This is a genomic window from Acinetobacter sp. MF4642 (assembly GCF_002018925.1).
In the GTDB taxonomy this organism is placed as follows: Bacteria; Pseudomonadota; Gammaproteobacteria; order Pseudomonadales; family Moraxellaceae; genus Acinetobacter; species Acinetobacter johnsonii.
Window position 1 is genome coordinate 50,129 of record NZ_MVON01000018.1, and the last position, 18,718, is coordinate 68,846.

Annotated in this window: 15 protein-coding genes; 3 read left to right on the forward strand and 12 right to left on the reverse strand. The window is 41.9% G+C overall.

What is annotated here, in order from left to right; all coding sequences use genetic code 11:
- Positions 1-108 precede the first annotated feature (108 nt).
- The 4 genes from MF4642_RS10925 to MF4642_RS10940 form a co-directional block, all read right to left on the reverse strand.
- A complete protein-coding gene (locus MF4642_RS10925; RefSeq protein WP_078426230.1) occupies positions 109-1,566 on the reverse strand; it encodes an OmpA family protein in 1,458 nt (485 codons plus the stop codon).
- Between the two features lie 160 nt (positions 1,567-1,726).
- Positions 1,727-2,962, reverse strand: a complete 1,236-nt coding sequence (locus tag MF4642_RS10930) for a dihydroorotase (protein WP_078426231.1) — start codon at positions 2,960-2,962, stop codon at positions 1,727-1,729.
- A gap of 10 nt (positions 2,963-2,972) precedes the next feature.
- On the reverse strand, positions 2,973-3,989 hold the full coding sequence (locus MF4642_RS10935) for an aspartate carbamoyltransferase catalytic subunit (RefSeq protein ID WP_078426232.1): 1,017 nt from the start codon (positions 3,987-3,989) through the stop codon (positions 2,973-2,975).
- Between the two features lie 285 nt (positions 3,990-4,274).
- Positions 4,275-4,628, reverse strand: coding sequence for a hypothetical protein (locus MF4642_RS10940; protein ID WP_078426233.1), 354 nt, complete (start codon positions 4,626-4,628; stop codon positions 4,275-4,277).
- Between the two features lie 231 nt (positions 4,629-4,859).
- Here MF4642_RS10940 and rlmKL point away from each other — a divergent pair, with 231 nt between their 5' ends.
- Positions 4,860-7,064 (forward strand): bifunctional 23S rRNA (guanine(2069)-N(7))-methyltransferase RlmK/23S rRNA (guanine(2445)-N(2))-methyltransferase RlmL, encoded by a 2,205-nt coding sequence (gene rlmKL / locus MF4642_RS10945; protein WP_078426234.1) that lies wholly within the window; start codon positions 4,860-4,862, stop codon positions 7,062-7,064.
- Positions 7,065-7,187: 123 nt separating this feature from the next.
- Here the strand turns inward: rlmKL and MF4642_RS10950 are convergent, their stop codons facing one another.
- The 3 genes from MF4642_RS10950 to MF4642_RS10960 all read right to left on the reverse strand — a co-directional run bounded on the left by MF4642_RS10950 (position 7,188) and on the right by MF4642_RS10960 (position 12,095).
- Positions 7,188-8,474 (reverse strand): DUF945 family protein, encoded by a 1,287-nt coding sequence (locus tag MF4642_RS10950; protein WP_078426235.1) that lies wholly within the window; start codon positions 8,472-8,474, stop codon positions 7,188-7,190.
- Between the two features lie 228 nt (positions 8,475-8,702).
- Positions 8,703-11,282: an ATP-dependent chaperone ClpB gene (gene clpB / locus MF4642_RS10955; RefSeq protein WP_078426236.1), complete on the reverse strand. Its 2,580-nt coding sequence runs from the start codon at positions 11,280-11,282 to the stop codon at positions 8,703-8,705.
- A gap of 390 nt (positions 11,283-11,672) precedes the next feature.
- Positions 11,673-12,095 (reverse strand): OsmC family protein, encoded by a 423-nt coding sequence (locus tag MF4642_RS10960; RefSeq protein ID WP_078426237.1) that lies wholly within the window; start codon positions 12,093-12,095, stop codon positions 11,673-11,675.
- 147 nt (positions 12,096-12,242) lie between these two features.
- Between MF4642_RS10960 and crp the strand changes: the two genes are divergently transcribed.
- Together crp and MF4642_RS10970 are read left to right on the forward strand one after the other, a co-directional pair.
- Positions 12,243-12,950, forward strand: coding sequence for a cAMP-activated global transcriptional regulator CRP (gene crp / locus MF4642_RS10965; RefSeq protein ID WP_004696183.1), 708 nt, complete (start codon positions 12,243-12,245; stop codon positions 12,948-12,950).
- 186 nt (positions 12,951-13,136) lie between these two features.
- Entirely contained in the window at positions 13,137-14,186 is a 1,050-nt protein-coding gene (locus MF4642_RS10970) for an NADP(H)-dependent aldo-keto reductase (protein WP_078426238.1), read from the forward strand.
- Positions 14,187-14,310: 124 nt separating this feature from the next.
- Here the strand turns inward: MF4642_RS10970 and MF4642_RS10975 are convergent, their stop codons facing one another.
- The 5 genes from MF4642_RS10975 to MF4642_RS17375 all read right to left on the reverse strand — a co-directional run.
- Positions 14,311-15,084, reverse strand: coding sequence for a M48 family metallopeptidase (locus tag MF4642_RS10975; protein WP_004982314.1), 774 nt, complete (start codon positions 15,082-15,084; stop codon positions 14,311-14,313).
- Between the two features lie 186 nt (positions 15,085-15,270).
- Positions 15,271-15,576 carry a hypothetical protein gene (locus MF4642_RS10980; protein WP_004696180.1) on the reverse strand — a complete coding sequence of 102 codons (306 nt, stop codon included), beginning with the start codon at positions 15,574-15,576 and terminating at the stop codon, positions 15,271-15,273.
- 200 nt (positions 15,577-15,776) lie between these two features.
- Entirely contained in the window at positions 15,777-17,096 is a 1,320-nt protein-coding gene (locus MF4642_RS10985; protein ID WP_004696178.1) for an adenylosuccinate synthase, read from the reverse strand.
- 69 nt (positions 17,097-17,165) lie between these two features.
- Positions 17,166-18,332: an ATP phosphoribosyltransferase regulatory subunit gene (locus MF4642_RS10990; protein WP_078426239.1), complete on the reverse strand. Its 1,167-nt coding sequence runs from the start codon at positions 18,330-18,332 to the stop codon at positions 17,166-17,168.
- Between the two features lie 271 nt (positions 18,333-18,603).
- Positions 18,604-18,718 (reverse strand): IS3 family transposase (locus tag MF4642_RS17375; protein ID WP_413772799.1); only part of this gene is annotated, 115 nt, incomplete at its 5' end.

Consider the following 18,718-nt stretch of genomic DNA (forward strand, 5'->3'; position numbering starts at 1 on the left):
TATAAAACCATAAGGCTGTTGTTTTTCGCAGCGTATTTAACCAAAAAATAAGCTTTTATGCGAGTAGCTATATAAAAGAACCCTGCCGTAGCAGGGTTAAAACATCGCTTAATTAACCTTTTCAACACCACGATCATCCACTTCACGCACCACACCAGAGTCTGTATTTAAAACCTCAAACTCGATACGGCGGTTTTTAAACTTACCTTCATCGGTTTGATTGTCTGCAATTGGCTTTTCTTGGCCATAACCAATCGCTCGCAACTGCGCAGGATCGACGCCTTTAAAAATTAAATAATCCACCACCGCCTGAGCTCGATTTTGCGACAAGGTTTTATTGACGGCCGCATCGCCCGTTGCATCTGTGTGCCCCATCACGGTCAATTTGACTTGAGGTGCTTTTTGCATCAGCGCCGCGGCCTGATCCAAAATCGACTTATTGACGTCAGGTATCGCCGATGAAGCTGTATCAAAGTTAATAATTTGCAAATTCAATGCCGTGGCAACGTCTAGTGCTCGAACTTGCTCAGGATTAATTTCTGCCAGCGCACGCTCAGCATCACTAATACTGGTATCCACGGCACGGTTGACATCCAGTGGTTGCTGAGTCACAACTGTCATATTACGCAGTAAAGGTTTAATTTGATCTGCCACTTTAAGTGCGTTGGCTGGATCTTGTGATTGAATCGATAACTGATTGCCAAACCATGTTAAATTTACATTCGGCACACCTTTCAACGCACTGATTACACTGGGTATCGCATCTTGGTCAATAAATTCAGTGTGATACATACTCTGCATATCTGCACCACAGCCGATGCTGTTATTAAAAATTTGCTTTACTTCTTTTTGTAAAATTTCAACATAAGCCGCATTGGCTGAGAAAATTTGGCAAGTGACCAAGTCTCCTGTTGCCCCTGTGGTGATTTGAAATTTTGCGGGTTGGCTGGCATTCATATTTGCAGGAGGTGCTGTTTCAGTGGTGGCTTTGTCGGTACAGGCCCTAAAAATAAAAGCAAACAATGCCGCAAAAATAATTAAAGCCAAAATTGGGAGTAAAAATGACCGTTTCTCATCTACTTTTGTAGCATGTACACTTGCAGGCGCGACATGTGTAGCCGGTCCTTGTAAGGTATTTACCCCTAATCCGGCCAGTAATGCAGTTGCCCATTCAGGTAACGCACGACTAATGGAATCGGTGTTGACCTGTAGTAAATGGGAAATCGCTTCAGGTTCTGAAGAGCCTGCCTCAGTGGCTAAAAATGCTAATGCAGGTGTAATCGAACGGCTCAAGGTACTTTCAATTTCATCTGCGGACGCTGCCCCGCGGACATGATCCAAAAACTGTTGCTTGAGACTGACATTCGATGCAAAAGCATCATTGAGACGTGGATTCAACTGCTGTTGAAATGCAGGAATCAGTTCAGACTTTGACTTTAATATAGACAGTAAAATTGGTAAAAAGGATTGAATTGCTTGATTTTTTTCAAGTAAATGTTGTGTATCACCCTCTAAAACAATTGCAGAGACATTTTGTTTTAGTAAATCCATAAAATCGACATTCATGAAGTCTTACCCCACTTTTTCTCATTGTTTTCATCGTCATTTTTCAGTTTATCTGTTCATTTTTTATACTTTGTAAAATATTGTATTTGCATCAGTTTTACCTAAGCCCAATAAAAAAGCCAGCCGAAGCTGACTTTTTAATCCACATTTAATGTAATGTTTAAGCTGCAAAAGTTTTTAGAACTTTTCCTTTCACCACTTGATTGATTAAAGGTGTATTTTTACCTTGCGACAAAATATTGTCTTTATTTACAATCCAGTCTAACTCAGGATCAACCAATACCCAGCCTGCTTCAGCAGTCCAACGTTCAAGCATATTGGCCACCGTTGCTGGTGCAATCGTGACTTTTTCGACCCATTCCAAAGGGCTAAATAAACCTTCACGTACCAATTGCACACCGAAAGCTACATAGGTATCAAAAGCGGTGATGCCCGGTTGTGTTTCAGCAAACGGTGCTAACTTTGCAGAGCTGCTCAGCGGTTCATGATGTGTACAAATCGCATCGATCACTCCACTTTTCACACCTTGGCGAAGGAGCTCTTTATCCGACTCAGCACGTAGTGGTGGACGGACATGTGCAAGTGAGTTGAAGCCATCAATCAGCTGATCTGTTAAATGCAACTGATGCATTGCTACATCGCATGTGACTGGCAGGCCTTTATCTTTAGCGATTTTGATCAAATCGACAGAAGCACCTGTAGACAATAAGCCAAAGTGAGCACGAACACCCGTCGCTTCAATCATTAGCAAATACTTGGCAATCGCAATGGTTTCGGCAATCGCAGGGATGGTTGGTAAGCCCTGACGCGATGCCACAAAGCCCTCATGGACACAGCCATCTTTGGCAATTTGCGGTTCTTCTGCATAAAACACCACAGTCATACCAAGACCTGCTGCGTATTCTAAAGTGCGCAGCACCACATCATCGTCTGCAAAAGGCGCATTGGCATTTGAAACGGCTGTACAACCACCCTTTTTGAGACCCGCCATATTTGCAGGTTGCTTACCTTGTAAGCCTTGGGTTTGAGCACCAATCACTTCCAGATAAATGCCGCCATCCAACATCGCTTTTTCCATCAAACCATGAATCAAAGCACCATTATCTTGCACAATCGGTTTTGAGTCTGGCGGTGTAAACACATGCAAAATACCATTTTCACGCGCAGCACGACCTTCTGATTTTAATGTCCCGTGCTGCTGCTGACCTGGCTCACGTAGGCGTGCACATAAGTCCACCATCGTTGGCATCAACCACTTGCCTTGACCATCAATTGTTTCAGTGACATTGGCTGTTTCAGCAACCAACTTGCCATTTTCGATATATACCGTTTGAACCGCATCTGTTTGATGAATTGGGTCAAGAACACGTACATTTTCAATTTTTACAACAGTCATGACTTATTCCTTATCCCGCAATCGCGTCTAACAAACCTTGCTCTTGCAGTTGACCTTGCATTGCAAGCGCCAAAACTGCCATACGTACAGCAATTCCGTTGGTCACCTGATTTAAAATCACAGACTGTGGACCATCAGCAATACTGGAATCAATCTCTACACCACGGTTCATGGGCCCAGGATGCATCACGATGCAATCAGGTTTTGCCATCGCAAGACGTTCTTTGTTTAAACCGTACATTTTGTAGAATTCAGCTTGAGATGACAGCGCAGGCGAATCAATGCGTTCATTTTGAATGCGTAAGGTAATAATCACGTCGCAGTCTTGAATCCCAGCTTCCATGTTATTAAATAAACGTACACCTTCACCATATTCATCAAAGCCGTATGGCAGCAGCGTGTTTGGTGCAATTACACGAATGTCTTTACACCCCAGTGTTTGTAATGCAGCAACATCTGAACGCGCCACACGTGAATGTTTAATATCACCAATGATGGCAATTGAAATATCTTCAAATTTCTTTTTGGTTTCACGGCGAATGGTCAGCATGTCCAACATAGCTTGTGTTGGATGCGCATGACGGCCATCACCTGCATTGATAATTGCAACCTGTGGACAAACGGTTTGGGCAATAAAATGTGCCGCACCCGACGAAGAATGACGTACCACAAAAATATCCGCAGCCATCGCTTCTAAGTTCCATAAAGTGTCTCTGAGCGTCTCCCCTTTGGAAGTACTTGAACGTGCGATATCAATATTTAATACATTTGCAGAAAGGCGTTTTGCCGCTGCTTCAAAAGTGGTACGAGTACGGGTTGAGTTTTCAAAGAAAAGGTTCATTACCGTTCGACCTTCTAAGAGGTTGTTGGTAATCAGCTGATTTTGGTCATTAAAAAAGGACTGCGCGGTGTCCAATATTTTTGTAAGAGTTTCTTTAGAAAGACCTTCGATGGTGAGGAAGTGTTTGAGATGACCATCTTGGTTGAGTTGAATCTGACTCGGAGTATGCAATGCTGCCAAGTGCATGAGAGATTCCTTGTACGTTAAGTTAACGCATTATACAGATTTTCTTTTTGATTTGGACCTCAGTTTAAAACAATTGCCTTAATTATCATCGGCTTCAAAACTAAGATTATGAAATTCTTATCTATTATTTCAACCAGTTAAATTAAACCATCAAAGGCTAAATTAGCCAAATTCAGAGTTCATCAAATTGCTATAAATATCAATTCCATAGAGTTTCTTATCCCATTTATCCAAGCGGACATTTTAAAAAGCTCTCTTGCGAGAGCGATCCAACTTCAGCGATTCTTATCGTAAAGCGCCAATATAGTGATGTGACACTTGGGCACGGTAGATTTCTTCTTCAGTGGCTTCCAACTCATGTCGTGTTGTGTCGACCTGTTTAGGTTTTTCGATCACGGCTGTTTCTTCATAGTTAAAAACATCCATGACACTGTCTAAACGACTCACCAATCGAATCAGTTCAGCATCTTTTGTACTTAAAGCAAGCTCTGCCATTTGACGTGCATAACTTGGGTTTTCCACCAAATACATTACATCAATTACACGCCCCGATACACGGCGCAAACGTGCATAAAGTAAAGTTGCAATTGAAAAAGCATCAGCATGACTTACAACACCGCGATCTAACTTGGTCGACATATTCATCCCCTTTCAAGTGAAAAATATTTACTGACGATCTATCAGAAATCAGTCAGTAAATTAAACTTGCAAGGATTTAGCAAAATACGTACCAAAAACGTTATTGTTCACATGGTGATTCATTTATTTTAATATTTCCGCTGAGTAGAGGCATATTTAAAAAACCATTCAGAGGCAAAATACGTTAAACTTTAGCGAGTTTATTTTGTTTTATTTTGGTCTCTCAAATTTATGAAAACCGCTTCGCGTTTAAGCAGCTATTGGGTTACGTGTGCCGATGGCTTAGAAACCTTACTCCAAGAAGAATTAGAAGGTTTAGGTGTTCAAAACATTGAACGTTTTCCTGGGCGTTTAGTTTTCAAAGGTACACTGGAACATGCCTATCGCATTTGTATGTGGTCGCGTCTTGCGTCGCGTGTACTCACACCCATTCATGTTCATGAGCTGGAATTTAGCCATGATGCTCGTGATGTTGCTGAAGAGCTCTACGAAGGTGCAATGAACTTTGATTGGTCGCTAATTTTTGCACCACAAAGCACCTTCGCCGTTCGTTTACATATTGAACGTGAAATTAAGGTGAACAGCCAGTTTGCAACTCTACGCGTAAAAGACGGTATCGTCGATTCATTCATGGAAGCTGTCGGTAAACGTCCAAGTATTGATATTAAGCAACCTGAAATTACCATTTATGCACTCGCAGGAAAAACTGAACACACATACTGTTTAGACTTATCTGGTGATTCATTGCATAAACGTGGCTACCGTCGTTATATGACCGATGCCCCAATTAAAGAAAATTTAGCGGCTGCGATTTTACAAAAAGCCAAGCTCCTTACAAAAAGACCCGATATTTTCCTTGACCCAATGTGTGGTTCTGGGACGTTCATTATTGAAGCATTAATGATGCTGACTGACCGCGCACCTGGTTTAGTTCGTCGTTTCGGTTTCAATGGCTGGAATGGCCATGACCATGATCTGTGGATGAGCATTAAAGCGGAAGCAGCTGAACGCCATCAAACAGCCTTGGAACAACCCCTTCCTAAGTTCTACGCATTTGATGCAGACTGGGAAGCAGTAAAAGCCACCAAGCAAAATATTATTGCTGCTGGTTTTGAACGTGTACTTGACCAGATCCAAATCGAAGAACGGACTTTAGCCGACTGGCCAAACTTTGAAGCCGAAGGAAAAACAGCCTTTATTGTGACCAACCCACCTTATGGTGAGCGTTTGGGTGATAAAGCCTCAAACCGTGCTTTATATTTAGGCTTGTCCGCATTACTACAAAAGAACTTCCCAAATCAGACCGCAGCGGTTATCGCAGCAGCCGTTGAGCAAGCCGATGTATTGGCGCTGAATGACCCACAAACCATGCGTTTGATGAATGGTAAACTCCCTATTTACGTGCGTTCAGGTTCAGTTAAACCTGTTGCAGTAGTCAAACCGTTCTTGGAAACTTGGCAGCCACAACAGTTTGAGGCGATTGAAGGTGCTGAAGACTTTGCTAACCGTTTACAAAAGAACATGCAGACCTTAAAGAAATGGGCAGTGAAAGAAAACATTCACTGTTTACGTTTATATGATGCCGATCTTCCAGACTTTAACGTCGCAGTCGATTTGTATGGTGAACGTTTACACGTCCAAGAATATGCGCCACCGAAAAAAATCGATCCTGAAAAAGCCAAGAAACGTTTCAATCTTGCTTTACAGGCGATTCGTGCTGTAACAGGTTTAGGCCGTGATGCGATCTTTATCAAAACACGTGCTCGCCAAGAAGGTAAAACTCAATATACCAAGCAAAGTACTGCTTCTAAGCGTTTTATCGTGCAAGAAGGCAAAGCAAAAATCTTAGTGAACTTAACTGATTACTTAGATACAGGTTTGTTCCTCGACCACCGTCAAATCCGCTTACGCATTGCACAAGAAGCACGTGGTAAGCACTTCTTGAACTTGTATAGCTATACCTCTACAGCCAGCTTACATGCAGCTTTAGGCGGCGCGGCAAGTACCACCAGTGTCGATCTTTCAAATACATATTTGAACTGGTCTAAAGAGAACTTCGTCTTGAACGGCTTAACGGTCGATCATGCCGATGAACAACATCAGTTCTTTGCTAGTGATTGTTTTGAGTGGTTAAAAGAAGGTCATGAACAGTATGAGCTGATCTTTATTGACCCACCAACCTTCTCAAACTCGAAGAAGTTCTACGGTACCTTTGATGTACAACGCGACCATTTATCATTGCTCAAACGCGCGATGAACCGTTTAACCACGGATGGTACTTTGTACTTCTCGAACAACTACCGTGGTTTTGAAATGGACGAAGAAATTTTAGCGTTTTTTGATGTCGAAGAAATTACCAGTGAAACCATTGGGCCTGATTTCAAGCGCAATCAAAAAATCCACCGTGCGTGGAAAATTACCCATCCAAAAAACTAATGCACTGAAGATGAAATACCCGCTGGTATTTCATCTTCGCTAAATTTGCATTAGACAATTTTCAGATATAAAAAAGGGACGAAATACGTCCCTTTTTTATATGTTACACCATCATATTTTGCATTATTCAGTCAGGAAATTGGTTTGCCCATATTTGTAATCAACTGACATTTTCATGACATTCCCTTCACGTTTCACCTGCCCTGAACTCTGCATCGTCGAAAGCATGGTTTCGATCTCTTGATCAGACATGCTGACGCCACCTTTTTGCAGATAATTATTCATGATGCGCGAGATCATATTTTTATCAAACTGAATATCTGCTTTGTATTCCATTAAACTCGGCATCATTTTCACCATACCCATCACCGTCGATTGATGACTCGGCATAATACGCCCCGTCACATTCGCCTGCGCAACACCTTCCCCAATAGCAAATTGGTTCTCTTTGGATTCAAAACGGAAACCTTCATTGATCACGGCCAATAAAGCAGGCTCCATATCTTTTTCCATTGCCTCTTTTGCCAAACAACTGTTTTCACTTTTCGCCAAAATATCAAACAGCGTCTGTAATTTCTGCCGGTTTACATCGAGTACATTAAAATTAAACTGTACGTTTTGGACTGCGGGTGCTGAAGGCATTTTCATTTCATCTAGACGCAACAACATTTCGGTGTTTACAACTCGGTCTGTCAGCTCACTTTGTGTTTCTATACTAAAATTCTTCAGTTCAGCATTGATCGGTTTATTGATATCTCGATCTGACATTTTCAGCAGATCCATCTTAATTTTGGTTTCCCCCGCCTCAAGATATTCACCATTCAGCCCTTGGTTACTTTCTAACTTCAGCCCCACCATTTGCAAATGTATATTTGGATCGGTGACTGTTAAATTCGGAATTTCAAGCTGTAAATCCAGTATCTTTAACTGTTGTTCGATCGGTTTTGCGCGAAACTTTAATGTCATCGGGTCTAATCTAGACTGGAGTTGAGCTTCATTGCGGGTAATCACTGGCGTAGTCAAGGTACTATTCAAAGTACCCAACCAATTCACTTTGCTTTGTACTTTAAGTGGTTCCTTCAACAAAGACTGAAGTGCGCCGGGTGCTTGCGTAATATTAATATCTGAACGAATCGCATATCCATTCCAACTCCGTTGAATATGATCCTGCCCCTTCAATTGGATCACTTCTTTCGGTTTACATGGGTCTAGGACTAATTCAGCGGTCCAGTTCGCACTGCCATTTAAAGCCCCCATTTGAAATTGTTGATATTGCAACTTTAAATCATTCGATTGTTTGGTGCTGTGTTGATAATAAGCCTTCAAGCTTTTATCCGCATAAAGATTCCCCCCTACTGCGACCACAGCAAGCGTAAGTACGCCTCCAATACCCCACTTCAATTGAGTCATTTCTTCTATCTCAAGTTGTTTGTTTTTTATTAAAATAAATTATAAAGAGAATCTTTAAATAAAGATAATTGTTTTGCAAATAAATCACTTAGATGCCATACCCATCACATAAATGTGAAAACTTACGTCACATTTTGGCTTAAAAATGTCAGCTTTTAACATTTCTATCCCGCAATAAAAAACCCAGCCGAAGCTGGGTTTTTTAGTTTCAATGAACCATTTACACGATTAACTCATTTTCACTTTGTCAAAGCTCAACTGACCATCTTGTGCAGTGATCATAATATTGTCTCCAGCCACATAGTAACCAGACAATATTTTTTGAGCTAAGTTGTTTTCAACCTGTTGTTGGATGGCACGTTTCAATGGGCGTGCACCGTAAACGGGGTCAAAACCAGCGTCAATCAATAAGTCAAAGGCTTGATCATCCACCGTTAAGCGCATATCTTTTTCAACCAAACGATCACGTAAACGATCCAATTGGATATCGGCAATACCACGAATTTGCGCTTTTTTGAGTGAATGGAAGACCACTAACTCATCAATACGGTTGATAAACTCTGGACGGAAATGTTGCGTCACAGCATTCATCACCACTGCTCGAACTTCTTCATCCAAAGGATTATCACCCAACTCACGCACATCACTCGAACCTAAATTCGATGTCATGACGATCACAGTATTTTTAAAGTCAACCACGCGACCTTGCGAATCCGTTAAGCGACCATCATCCAACACTTGGAGCAAGATGTTAAACACATCGGGATGTGCTTTTTCCACTTCATCGAACAGCACGACACTATACGGTTTACGGCGTACAGCTTCAGTTAACACACCACCTTCTTCGTAGCCGACATAACCAGGAGGCGCACCCACCAAACGACTGACAGAGTGTTTTTCCATAAACTCGGACATGTCGATACGAATCATGGCATCGTCACTATCAAATAAGAAGTTTGCCAGTGCTTTAGTCAACTCTGTTTTACCAACACCAGTTGGGCCCAAGAATAAGAACGAGCCGCTTGGTCGGTTCGGGTCAGACAAGCCAGCACGCGAACGACGAACCGCATTGGATACTGCAACCACAGCATCATCTTGTCCGACGACACGGTTATGTAGGAACTCTTCCATATGGAGAAGTTTCTCACGTTCACCTTGCATCATTTTAGCCACTGGAATGCCCGTAGCAGCACTAACGACTTCTGCAATTTCATTGTCAGTGACTTTGTTACGCAGTAGTTTTGGCTCTTCTTTTTCCTCAACGACTTCTTCTTCATTGAGACGTTTTTCCAACTCTGGAATCACACCATACTGAAGACGCGACATTTCACCTAAGTCGTTTTCACGCTGCGCTTTTTGCAGCGCAATACGCGCCTGATCTAATTCAGCTTGAACTTGTTTGGTACCTTCAACTAAGGTTTTTTCAGCTTTCCAAACCTCTTCTAAATCATTGTATTCATGTTGAACTTCGCTAATTTGCTTTTCAAGATGAGCGACTTCCGCACGACTACCGGCATCTTCATCTTTTTTCACTGCTTCAAGTTGCAGTTTCAATTGAATCAAACGACGCTCAAGTTTATCCAAAGCTTCTGGCTTAGAGTCCAGCTCCATTTTGATACGAGAAGCCGCTTCATCAATCAAATCAATCGCTTTATCAGGCAATTGACGGTCGGTGATATAACGATGTGACATTTTCGCTGCTGCAATGATGGCAGAGTCTAAAATTTTCACACCATGGTGCACTTCATAGCGCTCTTTCAAACCACGTAAAATCGCAATGGTGTCTTCCACACTCGGCTCATCGACCAACACTTTTTGGAAGCGACGCTCTAGCGCAGCATCTTTCTCAATGTACTGACGATATTCATCTAATGTGGTTGCACCAACACAGCGTAACTCACCACGTGCCAGAGCAGGTTTCAACATATTACCTGCATCCATTGCACCATCGCCTTTACCTGCGCCTACCAGCGTATGTAATTCGTCGATGAACAAAATGACTTCACCATCCTGTTTAGACAAATCTTTCAGTACTGCTTTTAAGCGCTCTTCAAACTCGCCTCGGTATTTGGCACCCGCAAGCAAAGAACCCAAATCTAAGGATAAAACACGTTTACCTTGTAGGCTTTCAGGTACTTCACGGTTAATAATCCGCTGTGCCAAGCCTTCAACAATGGCTGTTTTACCTACCCCGGGTTCACCAATCAACACTGGGTTATTTTTGGTACGACGCGACAAAACTTGAATGGTACGACGAATCTCGTCATCACGCCCAATCACAGGATCTAACTTACCTGCAAGTGCGCGTTCAGTTAAATCAATGGTGTATTTATTCAGAGAATCACGTTGATCTTCATGATTGTTGCTCATGACTTTCTCATCACCTCGAATTTTTAAAATGACTTTTCGTAAGCTGTCTGCTTGTACGCCCACGCTGTTGAGTAGCGTTTTAGTTGCCCCCACTTCGGCCAAGGCTTGCATCACCCAATCGGTAGACAAAAACTCATCGCCTGCTTTTTGCGCGAAGCTATCTGCCAAATTCAGCGCTTTGACAGCCTCTGAACTTAAATTGACGTCACCTGTAGGATTTGTCAGTGTTGGTGCATCAGCTAGTGCTTGTTTTAATTTACTTTGTAAAGCAGGTAAATTAGCACCCGCTTGTTGCAACAAACTCAGATTGGAGGTTTCATCTAACAATGTTGATAAGATATGAATACCTTCAATTGCGGTATGGTCTTTCCCCACTGCAAGTGATTGAGCATCTGAGAGAGCTTGCTGTAAGCGGTTTGTGAATTTTTCAAATCGCATTCTTGTTTTCCTCACAATAAATTTCGAACTTGATGGATATATGGGAACAATTGCTCAAAATTCAATTCAAATTTAATTAATTTTTCTACATTTTAACTTATTTTTCATTAGTTTATCTTAATAATAAACTCATAAGACTCTGTTATAAGATGGGTCTTCTCCGCCTTATTTTCAAGCGTCACCCCACATTATTTATGTATTAAAGACCACAACGACCTATCAATCAGTGACAACCAAAATCATTTGATCAATTATTAATCAAACAAGCAACGCATTTTTCTATTTATTCGTGTGATGAATTGTGTCCCAGTTTACGGAATCAAAACAAAAGCGTGAAGCATGAAAAAGGCCGATCACCAGATCAGCCTCAAATGACTTAAAAGTCAGCGTTTAATTTGCTTCAATAATCTCAAAATCATGGGTGATTTCAACCCCACCATCCATCAACATTTTGCTCGCAGAACAGTACTTTTCTGCCGATAATTCCACGGCTTTTGCGACTTGTTTTTCCTTCACCGCATGACCCATAATCACGAAATGTAAGTGGATTTTTGTGAACACTGCAGGGATGCTATCTGCCCGCTCTGCCTTGAGTTCACAGCGTACATCGGTAATTTCTTGGCGTGATTTTTTAAGTATGGTCACGATGTCAAAAGAGGCACAACCACCCAGTCCTGTCAGGATTAATTCCATTGGTCTTGGACCACGGTTTTCACCACCATATTCTGGCGATCCATCCATGATAACACTGTGACCACTTTGAGTTTTTGCTTCGAAAGCAACATTCTCTAACCAATGAACAGTTGTTTGCATTGCAAGTACCTAAAAAAAGCTATAGATTGACGAAGTGACTGTACACTAACATAAATTGAGTTGATAAGGAATTTCAGCTCTGACTGTGTGACAAGTTCACCCTAGGTCTGTGCGATCTATATTTTATCCATTTTCGGAACCGTTAGCATGACTTCAAGCTTTTCACAATTAAGCACTGATGCGCTGTCTCCAGGTCAACTCCCCGAGTCAGTCAAAGCATTATTAAAACGCGCATATATTAATCGTTATCCTAAGCGTACCACCATCGTAGATGCAGGCTCAGAATCTAAATCTTTATATTTGATTTTAAAAGGTTCGGTCTCCATTATTCTGCGTGAAGACGATGAACGTGAAATCGTGGTCGCTTATTTAAATGCGGGTGATTTTTTTGGGGAAATGGGTCTATTCGAAGCAAACTCACAACGTACTGCAGAAGTGCGTACCCGTGATGTCTGCGAAATTGCTGAAGTGACTTATGAAAACTTCCATGAGCTCAGCAAACAATACCCTGACCTAAGCTATGCAGTATTTGCACAGCTAGTTCGCCGTTTAAAAAATACCACTCGTAAAGTGACTGACCTTGCATTTATCGATGTTTCAGGTCGTATTGCACGTTGCCTAATCGACTTATCGTCGCAACCTGAAGCGATGATTTTACCAAATGGCCGCCAAATTCGTATTACGCGTCAAGAGATTGGACGTATTGTCGGTTGTTCACGTGAAATGGTTGGTCGTGTTTTGAAAACACTCGAAGAGCAAGGCATGATCGAAACTGATGGTAAAGCCATCTTAATTTTTGATGCCTCTTTAGAAGAGTCAAAAGCGAATGCTGATGACTATGAAGACGAAGAATAAGACTTTCCTCCATAGCTGATACAGCCAAAAGCAAATCTTAGGATTTGCTTTTTTTTATGTCTTTAAATCTGCTTCTGCTTTGACAAAATCATGACAAACTTTGTAAAAATAGTGATTTAACCTACTGGGCATAACTGTGTAACCTAATTCGACCGAAAAAACGCAGTCCATAAAAGGAAATGTTGAATGCAATTTAAACCCTTAGCCAATACAGGCATTTTGGTTCCTGAAATTTGTCTCGGCACCATGACCTTTGGTGAGCAAAACACTCAAGCTGAAGCCTTTGAACAACTTGATTATGCTTTAGCGCAAGGCATTAACTTTTGGGACACTGCGGAAATGTACCCTGTTCCTCCAAAAACTGAAACCCAAGGTGCAACCGAAAGTATTATTGGCCAATGGATTGCCCAGCGCGGCGGTCGAGACAAGCTATTTTTAGCCTCTAAAATTGCGGGGCCGTCGCAAGGTGGTAGTCATATTCGTGATGGACAGACTCGTTTTAATGCAACCGATATTTCTTCTGCCCTAGATGGCAACCTAAAGCGTTTACAGACCGATTATATCGATTTATATCAGCTACACTGGCCACAGCGCCCAACCAACTTTTTCGGCAAATTAGGCTATGAAAACAGTGAAGCCCAGAGCACGCAAACCTTGACCTCTTTGCAAGAAACACTACAAGCATTAGAAGCAGAGATTCAAAAAGGGCGTATTCGTTATATTGGCTTATCTAATGAAACACCATGGGGCACCATGAAATTCCTGCAGATTGCAGAACAGCTTGGTCTATCTAAATTTGTCAGTGTGCAAAACCCATATAGCCTACTGAACCGCACTTATGAAATTGGCATGTCGGAAATTGCGAAATATGAAGGCATTGGTTTACTCGCCTACTCCCCACTCGCTTTTGGCTATCTCACAGGTAAATTCCGTAATGGTGCACGCCCAGCGAATGCTCGCGTGACGCTTTTCAGCCGCTTTAGTCGTTATAGCAACCCAGAGAGTGAATGGGCAACAGAACAGTATGCGCAACTGGCTGAACGACATGGTTTAACGCCGACACAACTGGCTTTAGCCTTTATCAAGCAGCAATTTTTTGTGACCAGTACGATTATTGGTGCGACTAACTTAGACCAGTTGAAAGAAAATATTCAAGCCTTTGAAATTGATTTATCCGAAGATGTTTTACAGGGTATTCAAGCTATTCATCAGCAACAACCTAATCCTGCACCATAGATATTTCTTAGTTAGCTGTTCAGGTGAAACACGACTTCACCTGTCACAAATCATTTATGATTTTCAAAATCATAAGCTGACATTAAAAAAGGACGCCTTTGCGTCCTTTTTTATTCAAAATAAATTAACGTCTTTGATTATAAACCGCTTGAGCAGCGGCTAAGTTCTTACGCATTGCTTCAATACGTTGGCTGTTTGACGGGTGAGTCGACAGGAATGAAGAACCGCCTGCTCCATCGAGCTTATTCATTTTTTCCCACAGACTAATTGCGGCTTGAGGGTTATAGCCTGCTTTAGCCATCAACATTAAACCACCTTGGTCTGCACGACTTTCTAGGCTACGTGAGTAAGGCAAACCAATACCAATTTGACTACCTAACTGCGCTGCTGCTGAACCCGTTTGACCTACACCTGCCGCACTTAGACCAATCCCCAAAGCCAAATCCGTTAATGCCTGCGCACCAACCTTACTCTTTGAGTGCTCTTCTAAAGCATGCACCATTTCATGTCCCATCACCGCTGCAATTTCAGCATCAGTTAGGTTCAATTTATCTACAATACCTGTGTAGAACACCACCTTACCACCAGGTGCAACATAGGCGTTGACCTGATTTGACTTAAGTACTGCCAACTGCCAGTCAAATTTCGTTCCAGTTTGATTCATTTGATCGGCATATGGCTTCAAGCGATTGAATACACCATAAATACGCTTATAGGTCGTAGATGAGGTATCTAAGGTCTTTGTGCTTCGCGCTTCATTCACAGTTTTGTTGAAGCCTTGGGTTGCTGCTGCATTTAATGTTGCAGTGTCTGCACCTGCCACTTCCGCAAAAGTTGCACAACCTGAAATTGTAACCACACTTGCTGCACACAAACTCATTAATATTTTATTTTTCATTATTGCTTAACTCCATCCATCTCAAAGCATTTTACATAATGTGCTGAATTATATTGAATAGATTTAAATTGTTAAATATCATCACCACGTTTTATCATAGCAATTATGTAAAAATATCTTCACAATTAAGCACAATAAGCCAAATTTCCGCGCTAGAGCGATATCTACACACCACCTTAAACCTAGTTACATAAACTGAATCAAAAGCCAATAAACCAAACACAGAATATTTAAACCCAAATACAGGTGGCTTAAAGGTTCAATTTTTTCCTCAAGGGTCGCACTTTTACGCTTCGCGAACAGGAATGCATTTTGGAGCAGTATGATCGGCACTAAGATACAAGCAATAATCACAGACAATCCAATGAGCGCACTATAAATCACGTCTGGATCGGTGGTTTGCCCTTGAATAATCATCATCGCGATTGTTGGCGCACCACCCATAGCAAAAAGTAGTGAGTAAAAAATAGTTCCCGCGATATTCTTTTGCATCCTGCCTGCTCATCTGTTTATTGTGCATTTTATTCTAACAAGCACTTATACATTATGTCGTGCTTATTCATGCAACTTTAGTCGGGAAAGTCATTCCAGCTCAGCAGCTTAAATCAATATCTGTCAAGCTCATGTACAGATGTACCGCACAAATAAAAAACCCTGTACTAGACAGGGTTTTTTATTCGATGCTTTATCGCTTAAGCGTCAAATGGATGACGTAAGACAATCGTTTCTTCACGGTCTGGACCTGTAGAAATGATATCGATTGGGCATTCGATTAATTGTTCAATGCGTTTTACATAGTTGATCGCTGCTTGTGGCAATTGATCCATTGATTTCGCACCAAAGGTAGACTCAGACCAACCTGGCATTGTTTCGTAAATTGGTTTTAAAGTTTCAAATGCAAGCGCATCAGAAGAACCAACACAACCAGAATCTGCCGCTTCGTAACCTACGCAGATTTTCACTTCTTCTAAACCATCAAGAACGTCAAGTTTAGTTAAGCAAATACCTGAAAGTGAGTTTACGTCTACAGAACGACGAAGGATTTCAGCATCGAACCAACCACAACGACGTTGACGACCCGTAGAGGCACCAAATTCAGAACCTACAGTCCCTAAGTGCTTACCAATCGCATCACCTACGTCATTTGCAGCGTCATAAACCAACTCAGTTGGGAACGGACCTGCACCTACACGTGTTGTGTATGCTTTAGTAATACCCAATACATAGTCAAGATGTAAAGGCCCCAAACCAGAACCTGAGCTTACGCCACCAGCAGTCGTGTTTGAAGACGTTACATACGGATATGTACCATGGTCAACATCTAGAAGGGAGCCTTGAGCACCTTCAAACATGATGTTATCACCATTTTTACGGTAATTATGCAGCTCTGTAGTGACATCAATCACAAGTGGTGCAACCACTTCACGCCATTGATCACACAGCGCAAGTACATCTTCTAATTTAACTGCTTCTACGCCGTAGAATTGTGTTAATTGGAAGTTATGGTACTCAAGAAGTTCAGTTAACTGAGCTTTAAGATGCTCGCCACCACGAACCAAGTCTGCAACACGAATTGCACGACGTGCAACTTTGTCTTCATACGCAGGACCAATACCACGACCAGTGGTACCAATTTTCGCATTACCACGCTTGATTTCACGCGCTTGGTCAAGTGCAATATGGTTTGGCAAAATCAGTGGACAGTTCGGAGAAATACGTAGACGTTCTTTAACTGGCACGCCTTCTTTTTCAAGAATGTCCATCTCTTTGATGAGCGCTTCAGGAGAAAGCACCACACCATTACCAATTAAGCACAGTACGTTTTCACGTAAAATACCAGATGGAATGAGGTGTAATACAGTTTTCTTACCACCAACGACAAGTGTATGACCTGCGTTATGTCCGCCTTGATAACGAACGACCGCAGCCGCTTGATCTGTGAGCAGGTCGACGATTTTACCTTTACCTTCGTCGCCCCATTGGGTACCGAGTACCACAACATTCTTGCCCATAATAGCCTCATTGCATCATGCTGTTAAAATTGAAGAACTTCTCAGGTTTTAGCTTACCTGAAGAAGTGATTAAATTTGTTCTACAGTCCATTGACCTGCAACATTCACCAACTGGTGCGTTGCATATGGAAGCGTAGTTAAATCATCCTGCCCCAAAAGTTGAATCACACTCATGCCTTGAGCACGCGTGTGTTCAATCGCTTGGATCAAATCTGTTTGAGTACCTTTGGGAGCAACCACAAGACTGTTTTGCTGAAAACGACCTGCACTAAGTGCATATAAGTCACAACTGAAGCCTGTTGCTGGGCGTGCACGCCCAAAGTGCTCACCAATTCCGTCATAGCGTCCACCTTGTGCCAATGGCGCAGCACGGTTTGGTGCATAAACGGCATACATTAAGCCCGTATGGTAGTGATACGAACGTAGCTCAACCACATCAATACCCATCTGAAGATTTGGCCAACGTGCTTGAATCTCAGATTGTGTGGTTTTTAATGCATCGAAAGCGTGCTTGAATTCAGCATCGGCAATGACTTCTGCACTTAAATGCGTTTGCAAGGCATCTAAGTCACTTGCATAACGACCTAAATTATAAAAGTCAGCACCAAAGTTTAAATCTTGGGTAAATTCAGCCAATTCTGGCAGAGCTTTACGTTGGTATAAATCAGAGAGTTGACGTTCAGTCGCTTTGTTTAAACCTGCAACCTTCACCATACTACGGAATAAGCCCACATGGCCTAAATCTAAATGGATACCGTCTGCAAAACCTGTTTTTTCAAGCAAGCTAATCATCACATCAATCAGTTCAACATCGGCATCGATGCTGTCTGAACCGAATAGCTCAGCACCTAACTGCAAAGGTGTACGCGTGGTATTAAAGCCTTGTGGTTTGGTATGTAGGACTGTTCCTGCATAGCAATAGCGAGCAACGCCTTCAACTGGATGTACATGCGCATCAATACGAGCCACTTGTGGTGTCATATCGGCACGCACACCAAGTAAACGACCAGAAAGCTGATCAATCACTTTAAAAGTGGCTAAGTCTAAATCTTGATTCGATTCTGAAAGAGAAGATAACGATTCGATGTATTCAATGAATGGCGTGTACACCAACTGATAACCTCGAGTTGCGAGGAAATCTAATGCTTGACGACGCAAAGTTTCAATCACTTGCGCCTGTTCTGGTAGTACATCAGCTACACCATCAGGTAATAACCATGTCTCTGAAATGGGCATGTTGTAAACCTAAAATCTTGTCTGCGCGGAACGAATCCGCATAAAAAAATCGGGGCACACCCGATTTCTCTTAGTCTATCACGATACAATGTGCTGTGCATTAGACAATTTCGGAAAATTTAATTTATCGTTTCGATGTCATCGTTAACAACTTTATAAATTCTTAGCGATTTTGAGCGAGCCATTCAAAACATGGCTTTAGACAATGCCTAAGTATCAGAATCAATAATATTTGAACCGTACCGGGTTTGTCGGAGACTTTTTATTTAAGTTAGGCCACCTGACCTAACGGGTTAATCTTATCATAGTACATTGCTTCAAACTCAAAAGGCGATACATAACCCAGTGCACTGTGTACACGCTTTTTATTGAACCAATATACCCAG